14 protein-coding genes are annotated in these 19,093 nt (G+C 31.2%); 9 read left to right on the top strand and 5 right to left on the bottom strand.

Annotated elements, in window-relative coordinates; genetic code table 11:
• The first annotated feature begins 776 nt into the window (after positions 1-776).
• The 9 genes from H2O64_RS02750 (at position 777) to H2O64_RS02710 (ending at position 14,008) form a co-directional block, all read left to right on the top strand.
• A complete protein-coding gene (locus H2O64_RS02750; RefSeq protein WP_187560602.1) occupies positions 777-2,000 on the top strand; it encodes a type 1 periplasmic-binding domain-containing protein in 1,224 nt (407 codons plus the stop codon).
• Positions 1,987-3,381, top strand: coding sequence for a radical SAM protein (locus H2O64_RS02745; protein WP_187560601.1), 1,395 nt, complete (start codon positions 1,987-1,989; stop codon positions 3,379-3,381). Before H2O64_RS02750 ends, H2O64_RS02745 begins: the two co-directional genes overlap by 14 nt.
• Positions 3,359-4,351 (top strand): multidrug resistance efflux transporter family protein, encoded by a 993-nt coding sequence (locus H2O64_RS02740; protein ID WP_187560600.1) that lies wholly within the window; start codon positions 3,359-3,361, stop codon positions 4,349-4,351. Before H2O64_RS02745 ends, H2O64_RS02740 begins: the two co-directional genes overlap by 23 nt.
• A gap of 216 nt (positions 4,352-4,567) precedes the next feature.
• Positions 4,568-7,381: a type I restriction endonuclease subunit R gene (locus H2O64_RS02735; protein ID WP_187560599.1), complete on the top strand. Its 2,814-nt coding sequence runs from the start codon at positions 4,568-4,570 to the stop codon at positions 7,379-7,381.
• Positions 7,381-8,667 carry a restriction endonuclease subunit S gene (locus H2O64_RS02730; RefSeq protein ID WP_187560598.1) on the top strand — a complete coding sequence of 429 codons (1,287 nt, stop codon included), beginning with the start codon at positions 7,381-7,383 and terminating at the stop codon, positions 8,665-8,667. Before H2O64_RS02735 ends, H2O64_RS02730 begins: the two co-directional genes overlap by 1 nt.
• Positions 8,664-10,511 carry a hypothetical protein gene (locus H2O64_RS02725; protein ID WP_187560597.1) on the top strand — a complete coding sequence of 616 codons (1,848 nt, stop codon included), beginning with the start codon at positions 8,664-8,666 and terminating at the stop codon, positions 10,509-10,511. Before H2O64_RS02730 ends, H2O64_RS02725 begins: the two co-directional genes overlap by 4 nt.
• Positions 10,512-11,723, top strand: coding sequence for a ComEC/Rec2 family competence protein (locus tag H2O64_RS02720; RefSeq protein ID WP_187560596.1), 1,212 nt, complete (start codon positions 10,512-10,514; stop codon positions 11,721-11,723).
• Between the two features lies 1 nt (position 11,724).
• Positions 11,725-13,251: a class I SAM-dependent DNA methyltransferase gene (locus H2O64_RS02715; RefSeq protein ID WP_187560595.1), complete on the top strand. Its 1,527-nt coding sequence runs from the start codon at positions 11,725-11,727 to the stop codon at positions 13,249-13,251.
• 79 nt (positions 13,252-13,330) lie between these two features.
• Positions 13,331-14,008: a toxin-antitoxin system YwqK family antitoxin gene (locus tag H2O64_RS02710; protein ID WP_187560594.1), complete on the top strand. Its 678-nt coding sequence runs from the start codon at positions 13,331-13,333 to the stop codon at positions 14,006-14,008.
• A 232-nt stretch (positions 14,009-14,240) separates the two neighbouring features.
• On the opposite strand, the gene H2O64_RS02705 is transcribed toward H2O64_RS02710, so the two are convergent.
• The 5 genes from H2O64_RS02705 to H2O64_RS02685 form a co-directional block, all read right to left on the bottom strand.
• Entirely contained in the window at positions 14,241-14,618 is a 378-nt protein-coding gene (locus H2O64_RS02705) for a hypothetical protein (RefSeq protein WP_187560593.1), read from the bottom strand.
• Between the two features lie 679 nt (positions 14,619-15,297).
• Complete coding sequence (locus H2O64_RS02700) at positions 15,298-15,456, bottom strand: hypothetical protein (protein WP_187560580.1); 159 nt, start codon at positions 15,454-15,456, stop codon at positions 15,298-15,300.
• Positions 15,457-15,466: 10 nt separating this feature from the next.
• Positions 15,467-16,192, bottom strand: a complete 726-nt coding sequence (locus tag H2O64_RS02695) for a helix-turn-helix domain-containing protein (RefSeq protein WP_187560592.1) — start codon at positions 16,190-16,192, stop codon at positions 15,467-15,469.
• Between the two features lie 184 nt (positions 16,193-16,376).
• Positions 16,377-16,799 carry a hypothetical protein gene (locus tag H2O64_RS02690; protein WP_187560591.1) on the bottom strand — a complete coding sequence of 141 codons (423 nt, stop codon included), beginning with the start codon at positions 16,797-16,799 and terminating at the stop codon, positions 16,377-16,379.
• Positions 16,800-16,816: 17 nt separating this feature from the next.
• Positions 16,817-18,736: a hypothetical protein gene (locus H2O64_RS02685; RefSeq protein ID WP_187560590.1), complete on the bottom strand. Its 1,920-nt coding sequence runs from the start codon at positions 18,734-18,736 to the stop codon at positions 16,817-16,819.
• Between the last annotated feature and the right edge of the window lie 357 nt (positions 18,737-19,093).

The following is a 19,093-nucleotide window of genomic DNA, read 5'->3' as shown; positions in this document are numbered from 1 at the left end:
GAAAACCTCAATTATTCATTCTCGATTTAACTTACTTTTAAAAAAATAATCGATCATGATAAAATACTACTCTATTTTTTTAATAACAAGTCTATTACTTATTGTTAATGGTTACTCTGAAGATAAACAAGAAATTCAAGTTGTTAATACTGATATTTCTGTTACAAAAAATCAACATAAAATCAACACTTCTCAATGGGGATCAATAAAGCTTTATGTATAAGATAAACTGTTTATCAATGAAGATTGGATGTAAATCGATTGTCTTCAACTAAAATCAATGGAAATCAATACTTTCCAACTGAATATTAAAACTCTTTCAATCAAGAATTCCAAAAATAAATAAGAATTAACCTTTACCAATCAAAATTTTAAATCGATCTCAACCAAAACAATGTTATAAATTATTAGTGTCCAACAAAAAAGTATTTTAACCCAAATAGGATAGTCTCACATTTAATTCTCTCTATAATTAGTTAAATATGCTACAATTGAGGATAACCGTATTATTAGAAATAAATAAAGCTTTATTTTTAAATAATAAAAAGCTCAATATTATGTAAATTATTTGATTGAAATTAAAAATTATCCCTTGTAGAATTACTTGTGTGCCCTGAAAAATTACTAAATATTAATAAAGGTAGATTCAAAAAAGGTAGATGTTGACACAATTAAAGTAATTAAAAGACCACTAACAATCAAAGATTAAAACTACATTGTTTAATATTTTTAACTTATATTTATAACGATTTTTTAAATTAAAACTGTTTTGCATCATGAAAAAATTTTGGAAAAAGATGGAAGTATGGCATTCAAATAATAACTCAAAACTTAGTTATAAGATTATCAAATATTTAATTTTAGTAATTCTTTTTGCTGGTGTGTTAGCTAGTTTTATTGGCAATAAATTCACATTGTGGTATGACGAGACATTTGCGAAAGAAGAAGAAAAATATGTGGCTGTTATTATTACCAATAAAAGTGATGAATCATTTACTATTCCTCAAGAGTTTAGAATCGGTTTTGGAAGTAATATTAGTTATAAATCTGATAATACAGACCAGAATATCAAGTTTATAAAAGACGATGATGCTCTTTCTGTTTCGCAAGCAGAATTATTAGCCAGCAAATACGTTGAAGATTTAAATTGTGTATTAATAATAGGTAATTCAACAAGCACATTGACTGAAGTGACTTTAAATAAAATATTATCAACAGATAAAGAGAAGCCTAGTTTTATTTTGCCGATCGCAACAGCTGACAATATAACGGATAAAGCTAAAGATCAAAATTATCAAGGGATTTTAAGGATGATGCCGAACAATGAAGAACAAGCTATTACTATCAAAAACTTCATTTTTAAGAAAAAACCTGATAACCCTAAAGTCTTAATTTATGTTGATGAAGATAATTTAACTTATTCAGAAAACCTTTCACAACAAATTGCCGACAAAACCATAAAGGGTAAAGGGACTGTTGTTCTCAAAAAAAATTATGGTAATTCTAATAGATTTATTAATGATTATAAATTACTAGTGGATAATAATTTGATGCCTGACATGATAATATTTGTAGGTATTTCAACTAACGGAAGCCTTTTAATGGAAGAAGTTAATAATTTGAATATAAAAATTCCTGTAGTTTTTACTGATGGTTGTACTGTTGAATCCTTAATGAAAAAATCAGTAAACAACAGTAATCACTATTTTGTTTCTGCCGTAGAAAAATATTTTAACGGAAATGCAACAACTACATATCAAACAGTAGGTCAGGATGCAAAAGATCTTGCCACTGCTATATTAAAAGGAACTAAGGGTATTATTACTAGAAGTAGTGTCAATGATTATGTTCATGAAATTAGAAAGAAACAAACTATGGTATTAGATGATGGAAAATCGGGAAAATATTCATTTGATGATAAAGGAGAAAACACTGAGATGAACTGGAAGCTATATCACTATATTGACGGAGAATTAGAATTAGATTATGAAATTGACTAAAAAAATTCAACTAATTCAACCAAGGCATATATATGCCCCAGCTAGTAATGAAAATATCTATGGGCATATATATCTACCGACATCTCTTATTACTGCTGCCTCAATTTTGAAAAAGGGAGGTATTGAAGTATCGATAATTGATGAAAACATTACACCTGATTATGAATTATCTGATATAGTAGGAATTAATTTACTAGGAGCCCCTTACTTAGCAGTTGTTCGTGAATTTGAGGAGAGGCTGCAATTTAAGTACAATAATAATTATACATTATTTATTGGAGGTCAGATTGTAAATGGCTTGACTGATATAGATTTTGAAAATCTTTTTTCAAAAAGAACAATAAATGGTAACATCTTCAAGAATATTTTTATCTTTTTTGATATACCAATACCGAATATTAATTTATTGGAAATTTCTCAAATTTCTACTTATGAGCTGATCCCAGATAAACATTTACGAATGTACTTAAAGAGTGAGTTTTCATTTTATTTATCACAAGGTTGCAAATACTCATGTACATTTTGTTCTGCTATAAGAACCAAAACAATAGATGGTGTCAAACATCTTGTCAAGGAAGAATATAGGGACATAAGTATTGCAATAAAAGATTTAGAATTCATTTTAGAAAAAGCATTATTTTTTAAAATTAATAAATTAAAAATTTATTTATCTAATTTAGATTTATTCCAAAGTCCTAAGGAATTAAAGGAGTTCGCATCAAAAGTGGATCAACTATTAAGCAAGTATAGGATTCAAATAGAATTTCGAGGACTAGCAACTGTTGCTTCATTTTTAAAACTTCATAACAACAATCATAAATTAATTATTTTATTAAAAAAAATTGGACTGATTAGAGTAGGATACGGTATTGATGGGGCTACTGCAAATGTTTATAAAAAAACTAGAAAACCACAAACTGCACGAATGTGTTTAGATGCAATACGTCTAACTAGTGAATATTCTATAACACCTGAGACTTTAATGGTATTTGGTCATAATAACAAAGAAGACCGAGATTCTTTAATTAAAGCCTTTAATTTCTGTAAAGATATGCTTTTAAAATATAATTCTCTTCCACGACCTCACATTTCCAAGGATATCGTTCCAGGAAATGATGGATGGAACATGAAGATGAATAAAAATATAATTGAGCAATTTTATAATGATATTAGATTATTTCAACATTTAGACTTTACAACTCTACCTTCAGAAATTACTCACCCAGATGATGATTTTAGGAAAATAGTTTCAGAATATTATATAAAAATATGTGAATTACCAAAATCACTTACAAAATACACTAAACCTGTTGATTATAACTTACCTATTGAAGAACAAATAAAAATAACAAAATTTAATGAAAATAGATACGATTTATAGTAAAATCCTATTGTACGGATTCTTAGCCGCATTATTCTTTTCTAGTACTTTTGCAATAAACAAATGGCTAAACGTTGAAATGCTTGGACATTGGTATTGGACTGCCTCATTGAGATATATCTATGTCTTCTTACTAATAAATATTATTATATTAATAAAAAATGGTAGTTATAGTCTGTTAAGAACTTATAAATGTTACTTTCAAAATATTTTATTTTGGAATATGGCAGGTGGTATTGGGTTTGGAATTTTTTATTTATGCCTATGCTATGCAGCAAGTTATTCAGATGGATGGGTTCTAGCTTCAACTTGGCAAACCACAATATTATTTACACCCGTAGTTTTATTTTTACTTAAAGAAAGAATAAAACTTCACGGAGTATTATACCTTATTGTTATGTTTATAGGAGTATTACTTATAAATAATTATGCGTTTAAAACTATTGACGATGCTTTTTTTAATTCTATAATTCCTATTTTAATTGCTGCATTTTCATATCCTTTAGGTAACACACTATGTAAGTTTGCCTGTGAAGGTAAGTATGAAAAAATAAGTATCCACAAGTACGGTATATCCAAAGACCCTTTAAATCAAATACTTATCATGGTATTGGGAGCACTTCCACTAATATTTATAGTTGGATTTATAGTAAATCCAACTCAACCAACTATCTATCAATTAAAATACATTTTTATTATTGCTATTCTTACAGGTGTAATAGCGACATATTTCTTGTATAAGGCACGTAAAATCGCCAATAAAGATGGAACTGCTTTAGCATTTGCTGATGGAACTCAGTCCATTGAATCTCCTCTAGCATTATTTTGGGGTTTTATTCTTTTTAATGAACAATTACCCAACTTATCTGGCTGGATTGGTTTAATCTTATTAACATTAGGCATGGGACTTTTCTATTTAAAAAATATTAAGAGACAAAATAATTCAATTCAAAATCAGAAGAATTATTAATTTACCAAACGTAAAAAATATATTTAATTTTTATTATTTAAAACCTCATTACTAAATTGTAATCTTTATCTTATTTTTATCAAAACTAAGAAGAATTAAAAATATGTTTTTTACATATAATTTAGAGAGAACTCGGCTAACTTAACTATTTTAGTTCACTAGCTTACCTCTAAAACAAAACGTATTTGAAAGGTTTTAGGAAAAACAACCAATTTAATGACCACAAAAAGCAACCAAAACCCAGAACAAATAGCACGAGACAAAATAGACGAAATGCTACGTGAAGCTGGATGGTTAGTTCAGTCTAAAAAGAAAGTTGATTTATCAGCAAGCAAAGGCGTTGCCGTTAGAGAATACCAAACAGATGTTGGTCCTGCCGATTATGTGTTGTTTGTAGACCGAAAACCTGTCGGAATTATAGAAGCGAAGCGAGAAGATGAAGGACATCGATTGACCGTTGTAGAAGAACAATCACTAAGCTATGCAAAAGCAAAATTAAAATACCTAAACAATGATCCGTTGCCTTTCGTCTACGAAAGCACAGGAACAATCACACGATTTACAGATTATCGAGATCCAAAACCAAGAGGTAGAAACGTTTTTAGTTTTCACAAACCAGAAACCATTGCCGAATGGCTAAAACAAGGACAATCGCTTCGAGAACGATTATTATCGATTCCAGCATTAGATGAAACGGGATTGCGTCCTGCGCAAATTATAGCCATCAATAACTTAGAACATTCGTTCAAAAAAAACAGACCAAAAGCCTTAATTCAAATGGCAACTGGTGCTGGAAAAACATTTACAGCTGCTACATTTGTATATCGTTTACTAAAACACGCAGATGCAAAACGTGTGCTGTTTTTGGTTGACACAAAAAACTTGGGCGAACAGGCAGAACAAGAGTTTATGACCTTTCAGCCAACTGACGACAACCGAAAATTTACAGAATTATACAATGTACAGCGTTTATCATCGAGCTACATTGCTTCTGATAGTCAAGTGTGTATCTCGACGATACAACGCCTCTACGCTATTTTAAAAGGCGAAGAACTCGACGAAAGTGCGGAACAGGATAATCCAAACGAAAATTCGTGGTTACAGAAAAAAATGTCGCAAAAACAGGCAGTTCCTGTCGAATACACTCCAAAAGTACCCATTGAACAGTTTGATTTTATTGTCATAGATGAAGCGCATCGTTCCATCTATAATCTTTGGAAACAAGTGTTGGATTATTTTGATGCCTTCCTCATTGGTTTAACGGCAACGCCTGACAAAAGAACTTTTGGTTTTTTCAATGAAAACGTAGTGAGTCAATATACCTATGAAGAATCGGTAACGGATGGTGTAAATGTTCCGTATGATGTATATACGATTGAAACTGAAATCTCTCAAAATGGCGAAACAATAAAAGCAGGTTGGTTTGTAGACAGACGAGACAAACTTACTCGTAAAAAACGTTGGCAACAAGAAGATGAAGACACCAATTACCAACGCAACGATTTAGATAAAAAAGTAGTCAATCCGAGCCAAATTAGAAATATCATTCGTGAATACAAAAAAGCATTAAAAACAACGATTTACCCAAAACGTATCGACGAGAATGGCGAATATGAAGTGCCAAAAACCTTAGTGTTTGCAAAAACTGACAGTCATGCAGACGATATCATAAAAATAATTCGGGAAGAATTTGATGAAGGAAACGACTTCTGTAAAAAAGTAACCTATAAAATTGAAGAAGACCCAAAATCGGTATTAAACCGTTTTCGGAATTCCTATTATCCACGTATTGCTGTTACGGTTGATATGATTGCCACGGGAACAGATGTAAAACCTTTGGAAGTGTTGTTGTTTATGCGTGATGTAAAAAGTATCAACTACTTTGAACAAATGAAAGGTCGTGGTACGCGAACCATCAATAGTGATACCTTACAATTGGTTTCTAAAACGGCAAAAAACAAAACCCATTTTGTCATTGTAGATGCCGTTGGCGCAACCAAATCGAAAAAGACCGATAGTAGACCTTTGGAACGCAAACCAAGCGTTCTCATGAAAGATTTATTGGGCGCAGTTACTATGGGAGTTGCAGACGAAGATTTATTTCTGTCCTTAGCAAATCGTTTAATTCGTTTGGAAAAGCAACTCACAGATAAGGAAAAAGACAGACTATTAGAGTTTTCAGGTGGTAAAAATTTAAAACAAATTACCAAAGAATTGATTACGGCGTACGACCAAGATGTTATAGATAATCTAGCGCAACCAGCCATTGATCAAATTCCAAAATTGGACAGTACGCCTGACTTGATAGCAAATGCAAAAAATGAAGCGCAAGCACAATTAATCTTAGAAGCCAGCAAAACGTTTAATGGCGAATTAAACACCTATCTTGAAAATGTCCGCAAACAACACGATCAAATTATAGATAGTGTAAATATAGATACCATTACTAAAAGTGAATGGGATACGACTTCGGTGGACAAAGCTTCCCAAATAGTAAAAGATTTTACGGAATATTTAGAAGCGAACAAAGACGAAATAAAAGCGTTAAGTATCTTTTATAACCAACCGTATAACCGCAGAAACATTACCTTTACCATGATAAAAGAGGTGATGGAAAAACTGCAACTAGAAAAACCATTGTTAGCTCCTGATTATGTGTGGGATGCGTACGTAACTTTAGAAAAAGTAAAAAGCAAACAACCAAAAGATGAATTAACAGCGTTGATATCTTTGATAAGACGCACTTGTGGTATAGACAGTGAATTAAAAGCCTACGACAGTACTATTGAAGCCAACTATAACAAATGGATTTTTAAACAGCATACAGGGCAACACAACCGTTTTACACCGGAACAATTAGACTGGTTACGCATGATAAAAGACCATGTTGTGAGCAGTTATCACATAGAACTCGACGATTTAGCATATACACCTTTTGATGCCAAAGGCGGAAAAGGAAAAATGTACCAACTCTTTGGCGACCAAATGAATGAAATTATAAACGAACTCAACGAAGTACTAGCAGCATAATGAGAGAAGATTGGATTGAATGTACATTGGGAGAAGTTTGCTTTACTACTTCAGGTGGAACACCAAGCAGACAAAATAAAGCTTTTTATAATGGTACTATTCCTTGGGTAAAATCTGGGGAACTAGACAAAGGTGTAATTTATGATTCAGAAGAACACATTTCCGAAGAAGCAATAAAAAAATCAAGTGCTAAGATATTTCCAAAAGGCACATTACTTTTTGCTTTGTATGGTGCAACAATAGGGAAAATGGCTACTCTTGGGGTTGATGCGGCTACAAATCAAGCTATTTGTGGAATTTATAAAAGTTCCGTTTTTAATTCTGACTTTTTATATCATTATCTATTTTTTCGAAAAAATTTTCTAATACAACAAGGTATTGGCGGAGCACAACCAAATATTAGCCAAACCATATTGAAAAAATTAAATATTCCTGTTTCTCCACTTGTCGAACAAAAAGCCATTGTCAAAAAAATAGAAGAACTCTTTAGCAGTTTAGATAGCGGTATTGCCGATTTAAAAAAAGCGCAAGACCAATTGGTTGTGTATAGACAAGCTGTACTATCTTCAAGTTTTCCTAAAAAAAAGAAAATTGAAATTTCTGAATTAGTAGAGAATTTAAGTCAAGGTTGGAGTCCAAAATGTATTAATCAAGCCTCTACTGATTCAAGCCAATGGGCGGTTATTAAAACTTCTGCAATTCAATCAGGTAGATTTGTAGAATTTGAAAATAAAATTTTGCCAGATAATTTAGAACCAAGAGAACAACACGAAATAAAAAAAGGAGATATTTTAATTACTAGAGCTGGACCAAGAGTAAGAGTAGGTATTTGTTGTTTAGTTAGAAAAACAAGACCAAAACTTATTAATTGTGATAAAGTTTACCGCCTTGAATTAAATAAAAAACTAATAGATGGAGAATACTTCGAATATGCATTGAATTCACCTGAAATTTTAAGTAAAATTGAAGTAATGAAATCTGGCAGTAGTGATAGTGGTTTAAATTTAACTCAAAAGGTATTTTTAAAATTAGAAATTCCTTATGTTAATAAGAAACAACAACTTCAAATCGTCCGAGAAATAGAAAGTCGATTATCAGTTTGTGATAAGGTAGAAGAAAGCATCAAAGAAAGTTTGCAAAAAGCCCAAGCTTTACGTCAAAGCATTCTTAAAAAAGCTTTTGAAGGCAAGTTGTTAAGTGCCGCAGAAATTGCGAAATGCAAAGCGGATAAGGAGTATGAGCCTGCTAGTGTTTTGTTGGAGAAAATAAAAGCCAAAAAAGCATGAAATTCTCAGAAATAACTCAGGAAAATATTGTAGAAGCTATCAAGGCATATCTCAAAGGTGATCGAACTTATGCGTCAAAATATGCTATTTGGTGGAAAGGGAAATTAGTCTCACCTTCAGGTGTCATTTCTAAACATTATGAGCTAATTGGAAAACCTATTGATAGAAACTCTTTTGATACTAGCGAAGCACAGAAAGTACTTTTAAATTTAGGTTTCCCAATTGTTGACACATCTGTTCAAGATTCCTTTTTCAGTAAAAAAGAATTAAACTCATTTGAGGTTTTAGTTAAAAATAAGTATTACGACAAGAATAGTCCTGTTGATAAAAATATTGGAGAGTTTATTTCAAAAGTTATTTGGGAAAAGACAAAAATTTGGAGAGAAAAATTACTAGAGTTAGATTGGTTTAAAGATAATAATAGATACAGTTGGCAAATACAAAGTAAATCAGAAAAAGGGAATATATACAGAGATTATACTTGGTTTAAAGTTTTTCCCAACAATAACATAAAGAAATTGATTTTTTTTACTCTTGGAGTTGGAGGAGATGGAAATCTATATTATAAAATAGATATTAAACGTAATGATGATTTTTTTAAGCAAAATAACAGAATTAGAGAATTCGATTCATTAATGAATTCAATGATTGAAGAAGATACAAAGTATGCTGTTATAAAAAAAGAAGATATAGAACACGAAAATTGGTCTACTCTAATCAGAAAAACTGATGCTTATTTCACAGACAAATTAACTATCACAGACCAAATATCTTCTCATTTTTGGCCAGAAAGGCGTCTAATGCGTTTAGTATGGAATGATAAAAATTGGAAGTTTCCTATCTCCAGATATTGGAACAAAAATTGGCAAGGAAGAACAGATAAAGCGCATCACGAACAATATGGTTTCGGTTCTGAGGAATGGCTTTTTAATAATCGCTACTTAATTGAAGGCACACAGTACGGATACGTTAGAGGAATAGATACGATGCCTGAAACTAGTTATTTTATTGACGAATTGTACTTGTATAGTTTGCATCCTAAAACAAAACAACAATTTTTAATAGCTAAACTATTTGATGTCGAAATTTATCGAGAAGAAGAAATAATTGACGAACTGATTTTATCAACCTTTGAGAATAACAGAGATCTAATGCTTGATGAACTTAAACAAGTAAATGCAGATACTAAGTTTTTAAAAACCTTAGAATTAAGACCTAATATGTCTTTTGATTTAAACAGAGCCATTATTTATGAAGAACCCATATTATTAAATCAAGATTTACTTAAAATTCATAGATTCATTCCCAATAAAATAAAGGATGAAATTGAATTAGCTATAAACGAAATTGAGACTTCATTTAAAAAACCAAAAATAAAGTTTGAATCTGGAAACGGGACAGGATCAAACTCATATTCTCAAAGTATAAGTGGTGGTAAGAGAAATGTAAATCGTACACATGCAGATATTACTAATGATTTACACGAATATCTCACAAATTCTAAAGTTTATAAAAAATTTGAGATTTCAACAGAAAAGACTAGAGTTGGTAATAATCTTGTAGATTGTGCTGCTAAAAGCGAAGACGAATATATTTTGTTTGAAGTGAAAACTACGAATTCTGTTTTAACAAACATACGTCAAGCATTAGGACAAATAATAGAATATGCTCTTTTGGACACTTCTTTAAATGTAAATAAGTTAATAATCATAGGACCTGCAATACCTAATGAAAGAGATTTAGTTTATTTTCAAAATCTGAAAGAACAGTTAAAGTTACCATTGCAATACTGGTCTTACTCGTTTGAAGAAAAAAAAATGTCTAATAAATTTCAAAAATTCTAAATGTATCTAAAATACCATAAAGCAAGATTTCCAGAAGATATACTTATTTACATTGAAGAGTTTAACAAAGAAGACCATTATGTTTTATTTGATTTTTACGACTCCAATGAATTTGAAGCATTTTCATCAACATTAGATAATGACTATGACTTAAACCAAGCAACAATGGTACGCATAGTTAATTACAACAAAAGGACAATCCGAGAAAATACTTATTATTCAATTAAAAGAGAAACCGTTGTTTATTGGAGAGAAAATAATTTGGTAGTTCAAACTGAAGATTCGTTCTTAATTGGTTTTACAATTGACATGTCTGAATATGATTTTGAAGAAGTTTTTATGCATTCAGTTTCTCTAAATGATCCCTTCAGTTTTAATCATTTAATGTATGGGAAAAGAGATATTGAAGACTTAGATTTTGATCTGAGCGGTAAACTAAGTGTTATTGTTAGGAACATAGGGCAGGGTAATTGGAATGAGATTTTAAATGATGATTCATATAGTATTGTTTATGACTGTGGTACATTTATGAATGCAAAAAAAGTAGATGTTAGAGCACTAATAAATACTAGAAGTCACGATTATATCAAAGATAAGCCTAGTCTATTTTTATCTCATTGGGATAAAGATCATTACCATTGCTTGATAGGAATGACAGATGCAGAGCTATCATCGTTTTCAAATTTTATTTGCAGAGATAATGTTCCCAACATAACTAGTAGAAAATTATACAGTAGAATAAGAAGCTTGATTCCTTCTAATAATCTATATTCGATTCCCGCAGATACAAGAAGCTCAAGAGGTGGCATGACTTTCTTAAGACCTCTTAATAATATAAAAAAACAATTAGTAATCTATAATTCTCAATATCACAAAGACAGAAATATTTCTGGAATATTTATATCTTTAAAAACTGCAAAATCAAGTGTCATTTTTTCAGGAGACGCTCATTATTCTCAGATATCGCAATGCATCTTACCTGATTTAAACTACAAACATAATCATAATTTAATAGTACCACATCATGGAGGAAAAGGAGGTAAATATGAATATAATAATCCAGGAAAAGTTTTTTTTGATAACGCAATCATATCAGTTGGAAAAAATAAGTATGGTCATCCTATACCTTACTATGTTAATGCTTTGAAATCAGATTTCAAAGTAACAACAACGACTACTTCTAGTATAGGTGATATAATAATAAATTTATAAAATGACAGATTCAAACATCATATCAAAAATATGGAACCTAGCCAACGTACTTCGTGATGATGGTGTTGGTTACGGAGACTATTTGGAACAAATTACCTATTTGCTATTCTTAAAAATGGCAGACGAACTCAACAAGCCACCTTATAACAAAGGCTTGGTTTTTCCGAAACTAAAAGATGTAGAAGGCAACGAAATTGCAGACAGCGAAATTGCCAATTGGGAAACACTTTCAAGCAAACGTGGTGCAGAATTAGAATCGTTTTACAGTCAATTACTGCGGACACTTTCTACTGAAAAAGGAACATTAGGACAAATATTTACCAAGAGTCAGAATAAAATACAAGATCCTGCGAAATTGTTGAAAGTCATCAATTTGATCGATAAAGAAGATTGGTCACTCATGGGCGCAGATATCAAAGGAAAAATCTACGAAGGACTGTTAGAAAAAAATGCAGAAGACACCAAAAGTGGTGCTGGACAATATTTTACGCCACGTTCCTTAATCAAAACAATGGTAGCGTGCGTACAACCAAAACCAATGAAAAGTATTTCAGATCCTGCATGTGGAACTGGTGGTTTCTTTTTGGCAGCCTACGATTGGATTGTAGACAACAATAAACTAGACCGAGAAGAAAAAGAGTTTTTAAAAAATAAAACCTTTTACGGAAACGAAATTGTTGCCAACACGCGTAGAATGTGCTTAATGAATATGTATTTGCATAATATTGGCGAAATAGATGGCGAATCGTTCATCAATCCAAATGATGCCTTAATCGCTGATGATGGAAAACGCTATGATTATGTATTGGCAAATCCGCCTTTTGGTAAAAAGAGCAGTATGACTTTTACCAATGAACAAGGTGACATTGTAAAAGAAGATTTAAGTTACAATCGTCAAGACTTTTGGGAAACGACTTCTAACAAGCAATTAAACTTTTTGCAGCACATCAAAACACAGCTAAGAATAAATGGTGAAGCTGCGGTTGTACTTCCCGATAATATTCTGTTTGAAGGTGGCGCTGGCGAAGAAGTTAGAAAGCAACTATTAAAAACTACCGAATTACATACCATTTTAAGATTGCCAACGGGAATCTTTTATGCGCAAGGAGTGAAAGCAAATGTGTTATTCTTCAAAAACAAGCCTGCAAGTAAAGAAGCCTGGACAAAAGAAATTTGGTTTTACGATTACAGAACAAACGTACATCATACCCCAAAGAAAAATCCAATGCGTCAAGAAAACTTAAACGAGTTTATAGAGTTGTATAATGGTAAAAATATTCACAAACGAAAAGAAACTTGGAGTGAAGAAAACCAAGATGGACGTTGGAAAAAATACAGCTACGATGAAATCATAGCGAGAGACAAAACGAGTTTGGATATTTTTTGGTTAAAAGATAAAAGTCTAACTGATTTAGACAACTTACCTGATCCTGACATTTTAGCAAACGAAATCATTGAAAACATAGAAGCTGGATTGAATAGTTTCAGAGAAATCATGGAAACGATTAATGCAGAAACGGAGAAATAACGTTTAATAGAAATTTCTGCAACAAAATGCAACAGTTTGCAACAACTCTTGTTGCAAACTGTTGCTAACGCATATAGTGATGAAAAAAAAATATCAATGGATTTTAGTGTCAATTGCTGGAGTTTTGATTTTGACTAATTTTATTATTAAGACAAGAAGAAACAGTCAAAACAATCTACCAACTACTATCCCAAATTTCAATTTTGAATCTATTAAGACAGATTCCGTGGTTTCCTTAAATAAAACTAGAATCAATAAAACCATTAAAGATTCTGGAGCATACAATCATAATGGAAACAAAAATGGAAAGTGGACAACTTATTTTCAGCATAATGGTAAGGTTTATTTAACAGGCAAATATGATGACGGAAAAAAAGAAGGTATCTGGAAATCTTATTCGACGGACAACTATCTTATTTGTACAACAGTCTATAAAAAAGGCAACTTAACCAAAGAAATATTTTATCATGACAATGGACAAATTTTCACTATTTGTGATGTTTTGAATGGGAAAAAAATAGGTGTCGAAAAAAGGTATCATATAGATGGTACTTTAGACTATATTGTAAAATATAAAGATACTCTTGAGAACGGAAACTTTAGTGCATATCATCCAAACGGCACTATTAAATCAGAGGGCAAAGTTGTTGAAGGATATGAAGATGGAGATTACAAATACTACAATGAAACAGGAGAACTTATTTCTATTATTAATTTTAAACATGGAGAACAGACCATAGTATATGAAAAAGAATAATTGAATTCAAAACCTTTCTCTTGTCATAAGATGACAAACACTTTGCAATAAAACGCAACAACTTGCAACAAAAGAACATTACTACTGCAACAAAATCAAAAACCTCGAAAATTAATTCGAGGTTTTCTCTTTCAGCATAATTTTAGCTTTACGATTATTAGGGTTTCTAGGTAATTACTCTGTTTATAATAAAGGCTTTCATTAAAGTGATTTTTTTATTTATGATTCACTTTTATGTTTTTTCAAAGAAAAAATATGGAATCAATTCTTCTTTATTGGATAAATATATATCAGTACAAAAAGAATGAATCTTGTCTCCCTCGATTATGAAAAAAAATAAATTTATACCTCCACTAGCGAATCCATATACTTCACCATTTCCCATATAACTTATTTTTTTATAGTCAAGTTTAGATTTTTCGAGTTCTTCTAAACTCATTATCTCAAATTCATTATTATTATTGGATAAAATTTTTCTAACCTTTTTTGCAAATCCCGTTATGTATTGCTCATGAATCTTTTTATTTTCTATTGATAAAGAATTATATTTCTCTATAAATTCTTTTGTCATGTGTTTATGAATTGCTTCTATATTTACATTCTCTTTCATGTAAATATTGTTTACAAAATTTTCAATTAACTCCTGCGAATTATCAATTCTTTGTGAGCATGAAAAAAATAGTATAGAACAAATTGTAATAAATAGATATTTCATTATTCAGTTTTTTAAATTTTAACAACCTACCTTATTCTGTGGTGAAGTTTCAGAAACTAGGTTTATTACAGTTCCAAATTTAGTGTTTTACAAAAACAAAGATACCTACTAAAACAAATACTGCAAAGAATATCGCTGCGGATAAAAACCCAACAACAAACCCTCTGATGAATACTATTCGTTTTGTTTCCATATTTATTTCCCGCTTACTTCTATAAACTCAGCAACAGGCGGGAATCTTAGTTTTAAAAAAAGCAAAGCAGCCTTACAACGTAAGACTACCCTACTCCTGTCTAAATAGCAAATCATACATATATAAAGAAAATTCAAATCATTGAATCCACTATACTTAATTCAAAGTCGTTTTGACATTAGTTTCTTGATTTTATGTACTCATTACTTCAGCTTCCCCAAACTGATTTCGTTTAGACGTATTTATTTCCCGTGCATACGGGAATCTTATTAATCGATTTTTGTCATTCCCGTGAAGACGGAAATCTAAACAACAAGGCGGCTAGGTCAACCTTACCTTACCTCATACCGCCTTGCCTGTCTAAAAAAACAGCAATCCAACTTATTCTGTATCGCTATCAAAACGTGTTACATATCGTAAAATAGCTTTGTAAAGTTTAATAGTGTAATACCCAACTACGATCCAAAAAATAATTTTTAAAATTGGGAGTAATTGCGCTAAAAATAATAGCCAACTAAAATCATGCATGGTGTTATTCATTGTATCTAATTTATTCGCTTAGTAATTCATTCGTTTGCCTTAAAAAACTCGAAACGGTTTCGCCAGTTTTCTTCTGAAATGCTTTTGTAAACGATTCGGCGGTTGTAAAACCAGCTTCTTTTGCCATGGCTTTTACCGTGTACTTTCGGTAATTAGCATTATTCTCTAATTTTTGAATGCTGTACTGAACGCGTAAATCGTTGATATAATTCCGAAAGGATTTTAACTTATGTGTATTAATCACTCTCGATAAATACTTCGTATTCGTTTGCAGTTGTTTTGCAAATTCATACAGTGTTATTTTTGAAACTAAAAACCCTCTTTCTTTTTCAAATGCTTGCAAATTTTCTAAAATGGCAGCAACAATTGCTTCATCAATTTTGGCATTCTTTTCTCCACTATCTTTTTGTTGACTTTTATTTTTCTCTAGTAACGAAACAATCTTTTCAAGTCGTTTGTCGCCTCGTTTATTCAAAAAACACAGGATGCCAAATATAAATACCAACAACAATAATATGCCAGCCAATACATACACTCGTATTTCAAATGCTTGTTGCTTTTCTTGCAATGCTACCACCAATTTTTCGTGTGTTTCTTCAACTTGAATACTATCCATAGTTTGATTAGCTGTCGTTAAAGCTACTTCAAGCGTCTTTGGAGTATTATCTTCAGTAGCATGTAGATTTCCCATGGCACAGATACATACTATAAGAATGCTATTATATATAAATTTCATTGTAAAATGTATTTATCATTATTTTTTGTCATTCCCGCGTAGGCGGGAATCTATCTTTTACTATTTCAAATAAAAAATGGCAATCTGTTGTTAAAAAAAGCCATGCGTATAGCAGGCTATGCTATGAGAAGCATGGCTTTTTAAGGTAATCATGAAAAAAAGTGAACTGTTTAGTGTTGTTTACTTAATCAAAAGAAGCTTTTGAAATCTCCTTTTCGATTAATAGATAAAAAGCTGTAAATGTTACCGCAGAAAAAATAACAAAAAGCACATACCCCAATAAATGCAACATGTAACCCACGCTAGTAGTTCCCGCAATTAGAGCAACAAATAATACTGACAAAATAATGGTACGATATAGTTTAATGACTCTCAATTTTGCCATTAGATAATATAGCCCCGAAATTACGATCCACAATACTAAATAAAACAAGATGTATTTTACATTTAAAAGATCAGAAACAAACTCGTTTTCTAATGTAGCAATATTCATTTCTTCTCTAGCTAAATATTTAGGATATAGTGAAAATAGTGTTACATTTAGTATGTTAGTCAAAAGCCCCATTAGTGTTGAAACTTTCAAAATTTGGATTGCACTTTTTATCATATCATATAATTTAATTGTTAATTTAAGCAGTCTAACTCATCAATTGAGATTTCTCCCCTCAATACTTTTTTGATTTTTTCCCAAGTTGGTCGGTAGGTTTCTACATAGTCTATTTCTGCACTTCCTCCATTAAGATTAACAAAGGTGCTTAATTTTTCTTGAAAACTTTCCCAAAGTGCATCTGAACCAAAAAACGCAACATCGTTAGGAATTGGTGAATTTGCTATGGCATAATCCAAACCATCCGCCATTCTATCTACTGCTCTTGTATAGAAAACATAACTTCCCCAATTAGTTTGTGTAAACCCAAAATCTCTAACTCCAGAAACAGGGTGTTCACTATCCCATGGGGTTTCTAATGTTATCACAGTAAAATTAGAATTAGAATAATCACTGACGATTACAGTACCTTCATCTACTGGTATATCAAGTGTCAAAAGAGCTGTCAAAGGATTATTTGAATTCCATAAACCCGTATCGTCAATAGAAAAGCTACCATCTTGATATACAACAGGATCAAATCTAGCCCAACTATTATCGACAAATGAATTTATATTTAATCTAAAATAGGCTAAAAATTCTTCGGGTGTATAAGGTAAATTTGTTGAAGGATTAATAGGAAATGATGTTATTTCAACAGGAAAATAATCCATGTTAACCAAATGTCCTTGAGCATTTTCTAATGTCTGTATAGCATAATCAGTAAAGTAGGTAGTGTGTTGATTATCTATTGCATGCACTCTGTTAATTACACTTGGTGGTGGATTATGTAACGCTAAGGCTTGCCATTTTTGTAATTCCGAGCAAGGTGTTTCAATAAGCCCAAAAGGTCTATCCTCTAAAATTTCTTCAACTCGTTCTCTAATATAGTCTTCAAAAGTTAAATTAGGATCACCCATCATTGCTTCAATAGCGTCTTCTATAAAATCCATAGCTTGTTCATTACAGCCTACGTTTTTTAAATATTCAGTTATTGGCAAAGTAGCTAGTTTATTTTCTTCTAACCAAGTTAAAACTGCTTCAGATAAGCGTGGATTAAATGAATTTCCATTCATGCAATCTGAAATAACTTGTGATGGAGTTAATATAGGTGTTGTTAAAACATCAGAATCATCTCTAGTATTATTTGTAGTGTTTTGAGAGCCTCCACTTGTATTGTTTGGATTATATGGATCTGATGAAGTATCTGAACCATTAGAATCAGTGCCACTCCCACTTCCACTAGTGTCAGGACAATCTACATGAATATAAATATATACTTCACATCCCGAGTCTCCTGTTTCGTGATTAATATGTTGACATGTATCGCCATCTTCTAAAATAAACGATTCGCCTGTGTCTGGAGTAATATGATATACCGTAACATCAAATGTGCATGGGAGAGGTACTACATTTTCGGGTAAAATATCTGAAAAATCTCCTTCTAATGATTCAACCGTTTTATCATAAGGTGTACTAACGTGACCAAAGTATAAAAACTCTTTTCTTTGTGTTTCTGAAAAATGATACGTTATTAAAACCGTATTTACTTCTGAAGTCTCTGTGTTTACTGAAACAACCAAGTTTTTTAATATGTTTACATCATCATTTTCACTATGAACTCTGAATGTGTAAGAATAAAGGCTTCCGTCGGTTTTTTCTGCATATTTTGCTACTTCGGTGTTGATCGTAAAATCATATTGGGAATTATTTACATTCTCAGAAAAACTATTTGTTCTCCTTTCTGAAAACTTTCTTAAAGCGTCCGTTAAAAGTAGATCATCTTGTATTACATCATCATATACAAGCCTCAATGAGAATAATGATTCTTGATTGATATTTTCGATGATGGCTTCATCGTTAACTTCTACAATAGTGTCTTTTTCACAATTATAGAAAGTTAAAACTAACGTTAATAACATTAGTAGTTTAAAAATTATTTTTTGTTGTTTCATCATTGGTTAATTTTTAATATCTGCCTACTCATTCGTCTTTCGGCTTCCACGACTGTTTTAAAGTGATTAGCACACTCCATAAACATTTGCCGTGATGCGTATTAAAAAAATACTTATCTTTGATTTCCACTTCAAGTAGGCGAATGCTTATTTGTTTATTTAAAGCTTCTATTTCTAGTAGAAGCTTTTTTATGTCTTTTCGGGTTCAGTAATATCTCTTTTCGGTTGAATTATCATAAAAGACGGTTCAATAATATAATGTACCCCATTTACAAGTATCTCTTTTTGATTCATTGAAGCATATTTTAGGTTCAGTAACCAATATTTGGGGTTCAGTAACTAATATTTGGGGTTGTTTAG

The organism is Kordia aestuariivivens (assembly GCF_014397005.1).
In the GTDB taxonomy this organism is placed as follows: domain Bacteria; phylum Bacteroidota; class Bacteroidia; order Flavobacteriales; family Flavobacteriaceae; genus Kordia; species Kordia aestuariivivens.
This window is presented reverse-complemented; position numbering and strand designations above follow the sequence as displayed.

What these genes read in the sequence shown, in the direction of transcription:
- H2O64_RS02705 (WP_187560593.1), bottom strand. Translation starts at nt 14,618, where the DNA reads ATGAAAGAGAATGTAAATATAGAAGCAATTCATAAACACATGACAAAA.
- H2O64_RS02750 (WP_187560602.1), top strand. Translation starts at nt 777, where the DNA reads ATGAAAAAATTTTGGAAAAAGATGGAAGTATGGCATTCAAATAATAAC.
- H2O64_RS02690 (WP_187560591.1), bottom strand. Translation starts at nt 16,799, where the DNA reads ATGATAAAAAGTGCAATCCAAATTTTGAAAGTTTCAACACTAATGGGG.
- H2O64_RS02715 (WP_187560595.1), top strand. Translation starts at nt 11,725, where the DNA reads ATGACAGATTCAAACATCATATCAAAAATATGGAACCTAGCCAACGTA.
- H2O64_RS02720 (WP_187560596.1), top strand. Translation starts at nt 10,512, where the DNA reads ATGTATCTAAAATACCATAAAGCAAGATTTCCAGAAGATATACTTATT.
- H2O64_RS02700 (WP_187560580.1), bottom strand. Translation starts at nt 15,456, where the DNA reads ATGAATAACACCATGCATGATTTTAGTTGGCTATTATTTTTAGCGCAA.
- H2O64_RS02745 (WP_187560601.1), top strand. Translation starts at nt 1,987, where the DNA reads ATGAAATTGACTAAAAAAATTCAACTAATTCAACCAAGGCATATATAT.
- H2O64_RS02725 (WP_187560597.1), top strand. Translation starts at nt 8,664, where the DNA reads ATGAAATTCTCAGAAATAACTCAGGAAAATATTGTAGAAGCTATCAAG.
- H2O64_RS02685 (WP_187560590.1), bottom strand. Translation starts at nt 18,736, where the DNA reads ATGATGAAACAACAAAAAATAATTTTTAAACTACTAATGTTATTAACG.
- H2O64_RS02710 (WP_187560594.1), top strand. Translation starts at nt 13,331, where the DNA reads ATGAAAAAAAAATATCAATGGATTTTAGTGTCAATTGCTGGAGTTTTG.
- H2O64_RS02740 (WP_187560600.1), top strand. Translation starts at nt 3,359, where the DNA reads ATGAAAATAGATACGATTTATAGTAAAATCCTATTGTACGGATTCTTA.
- H2O64_RS02730 (WP_187560598.1), top strand. Translation starts at nt 7,381, where the DNA reads ATGAGAGAAGATTGGATTGAATGTACATTGGGAGAAGTTTGCTTTACT.
- H2O64_RS02735 (WP_187560599.1), top strand. Translation starts at nt 4,568, where the DNA reads ATGACCACAAAAAGCAACCAAAACCCAGAACAAATAGCACGAGACAAA.
- H2O64_RS02695 (WP_187560592.1), bottom strand. Translation starts at nt 16,192, where the DNA reads ATGAAATTTATATATAATAGCATTCTTATAGTATGTATCTGTGCCATG.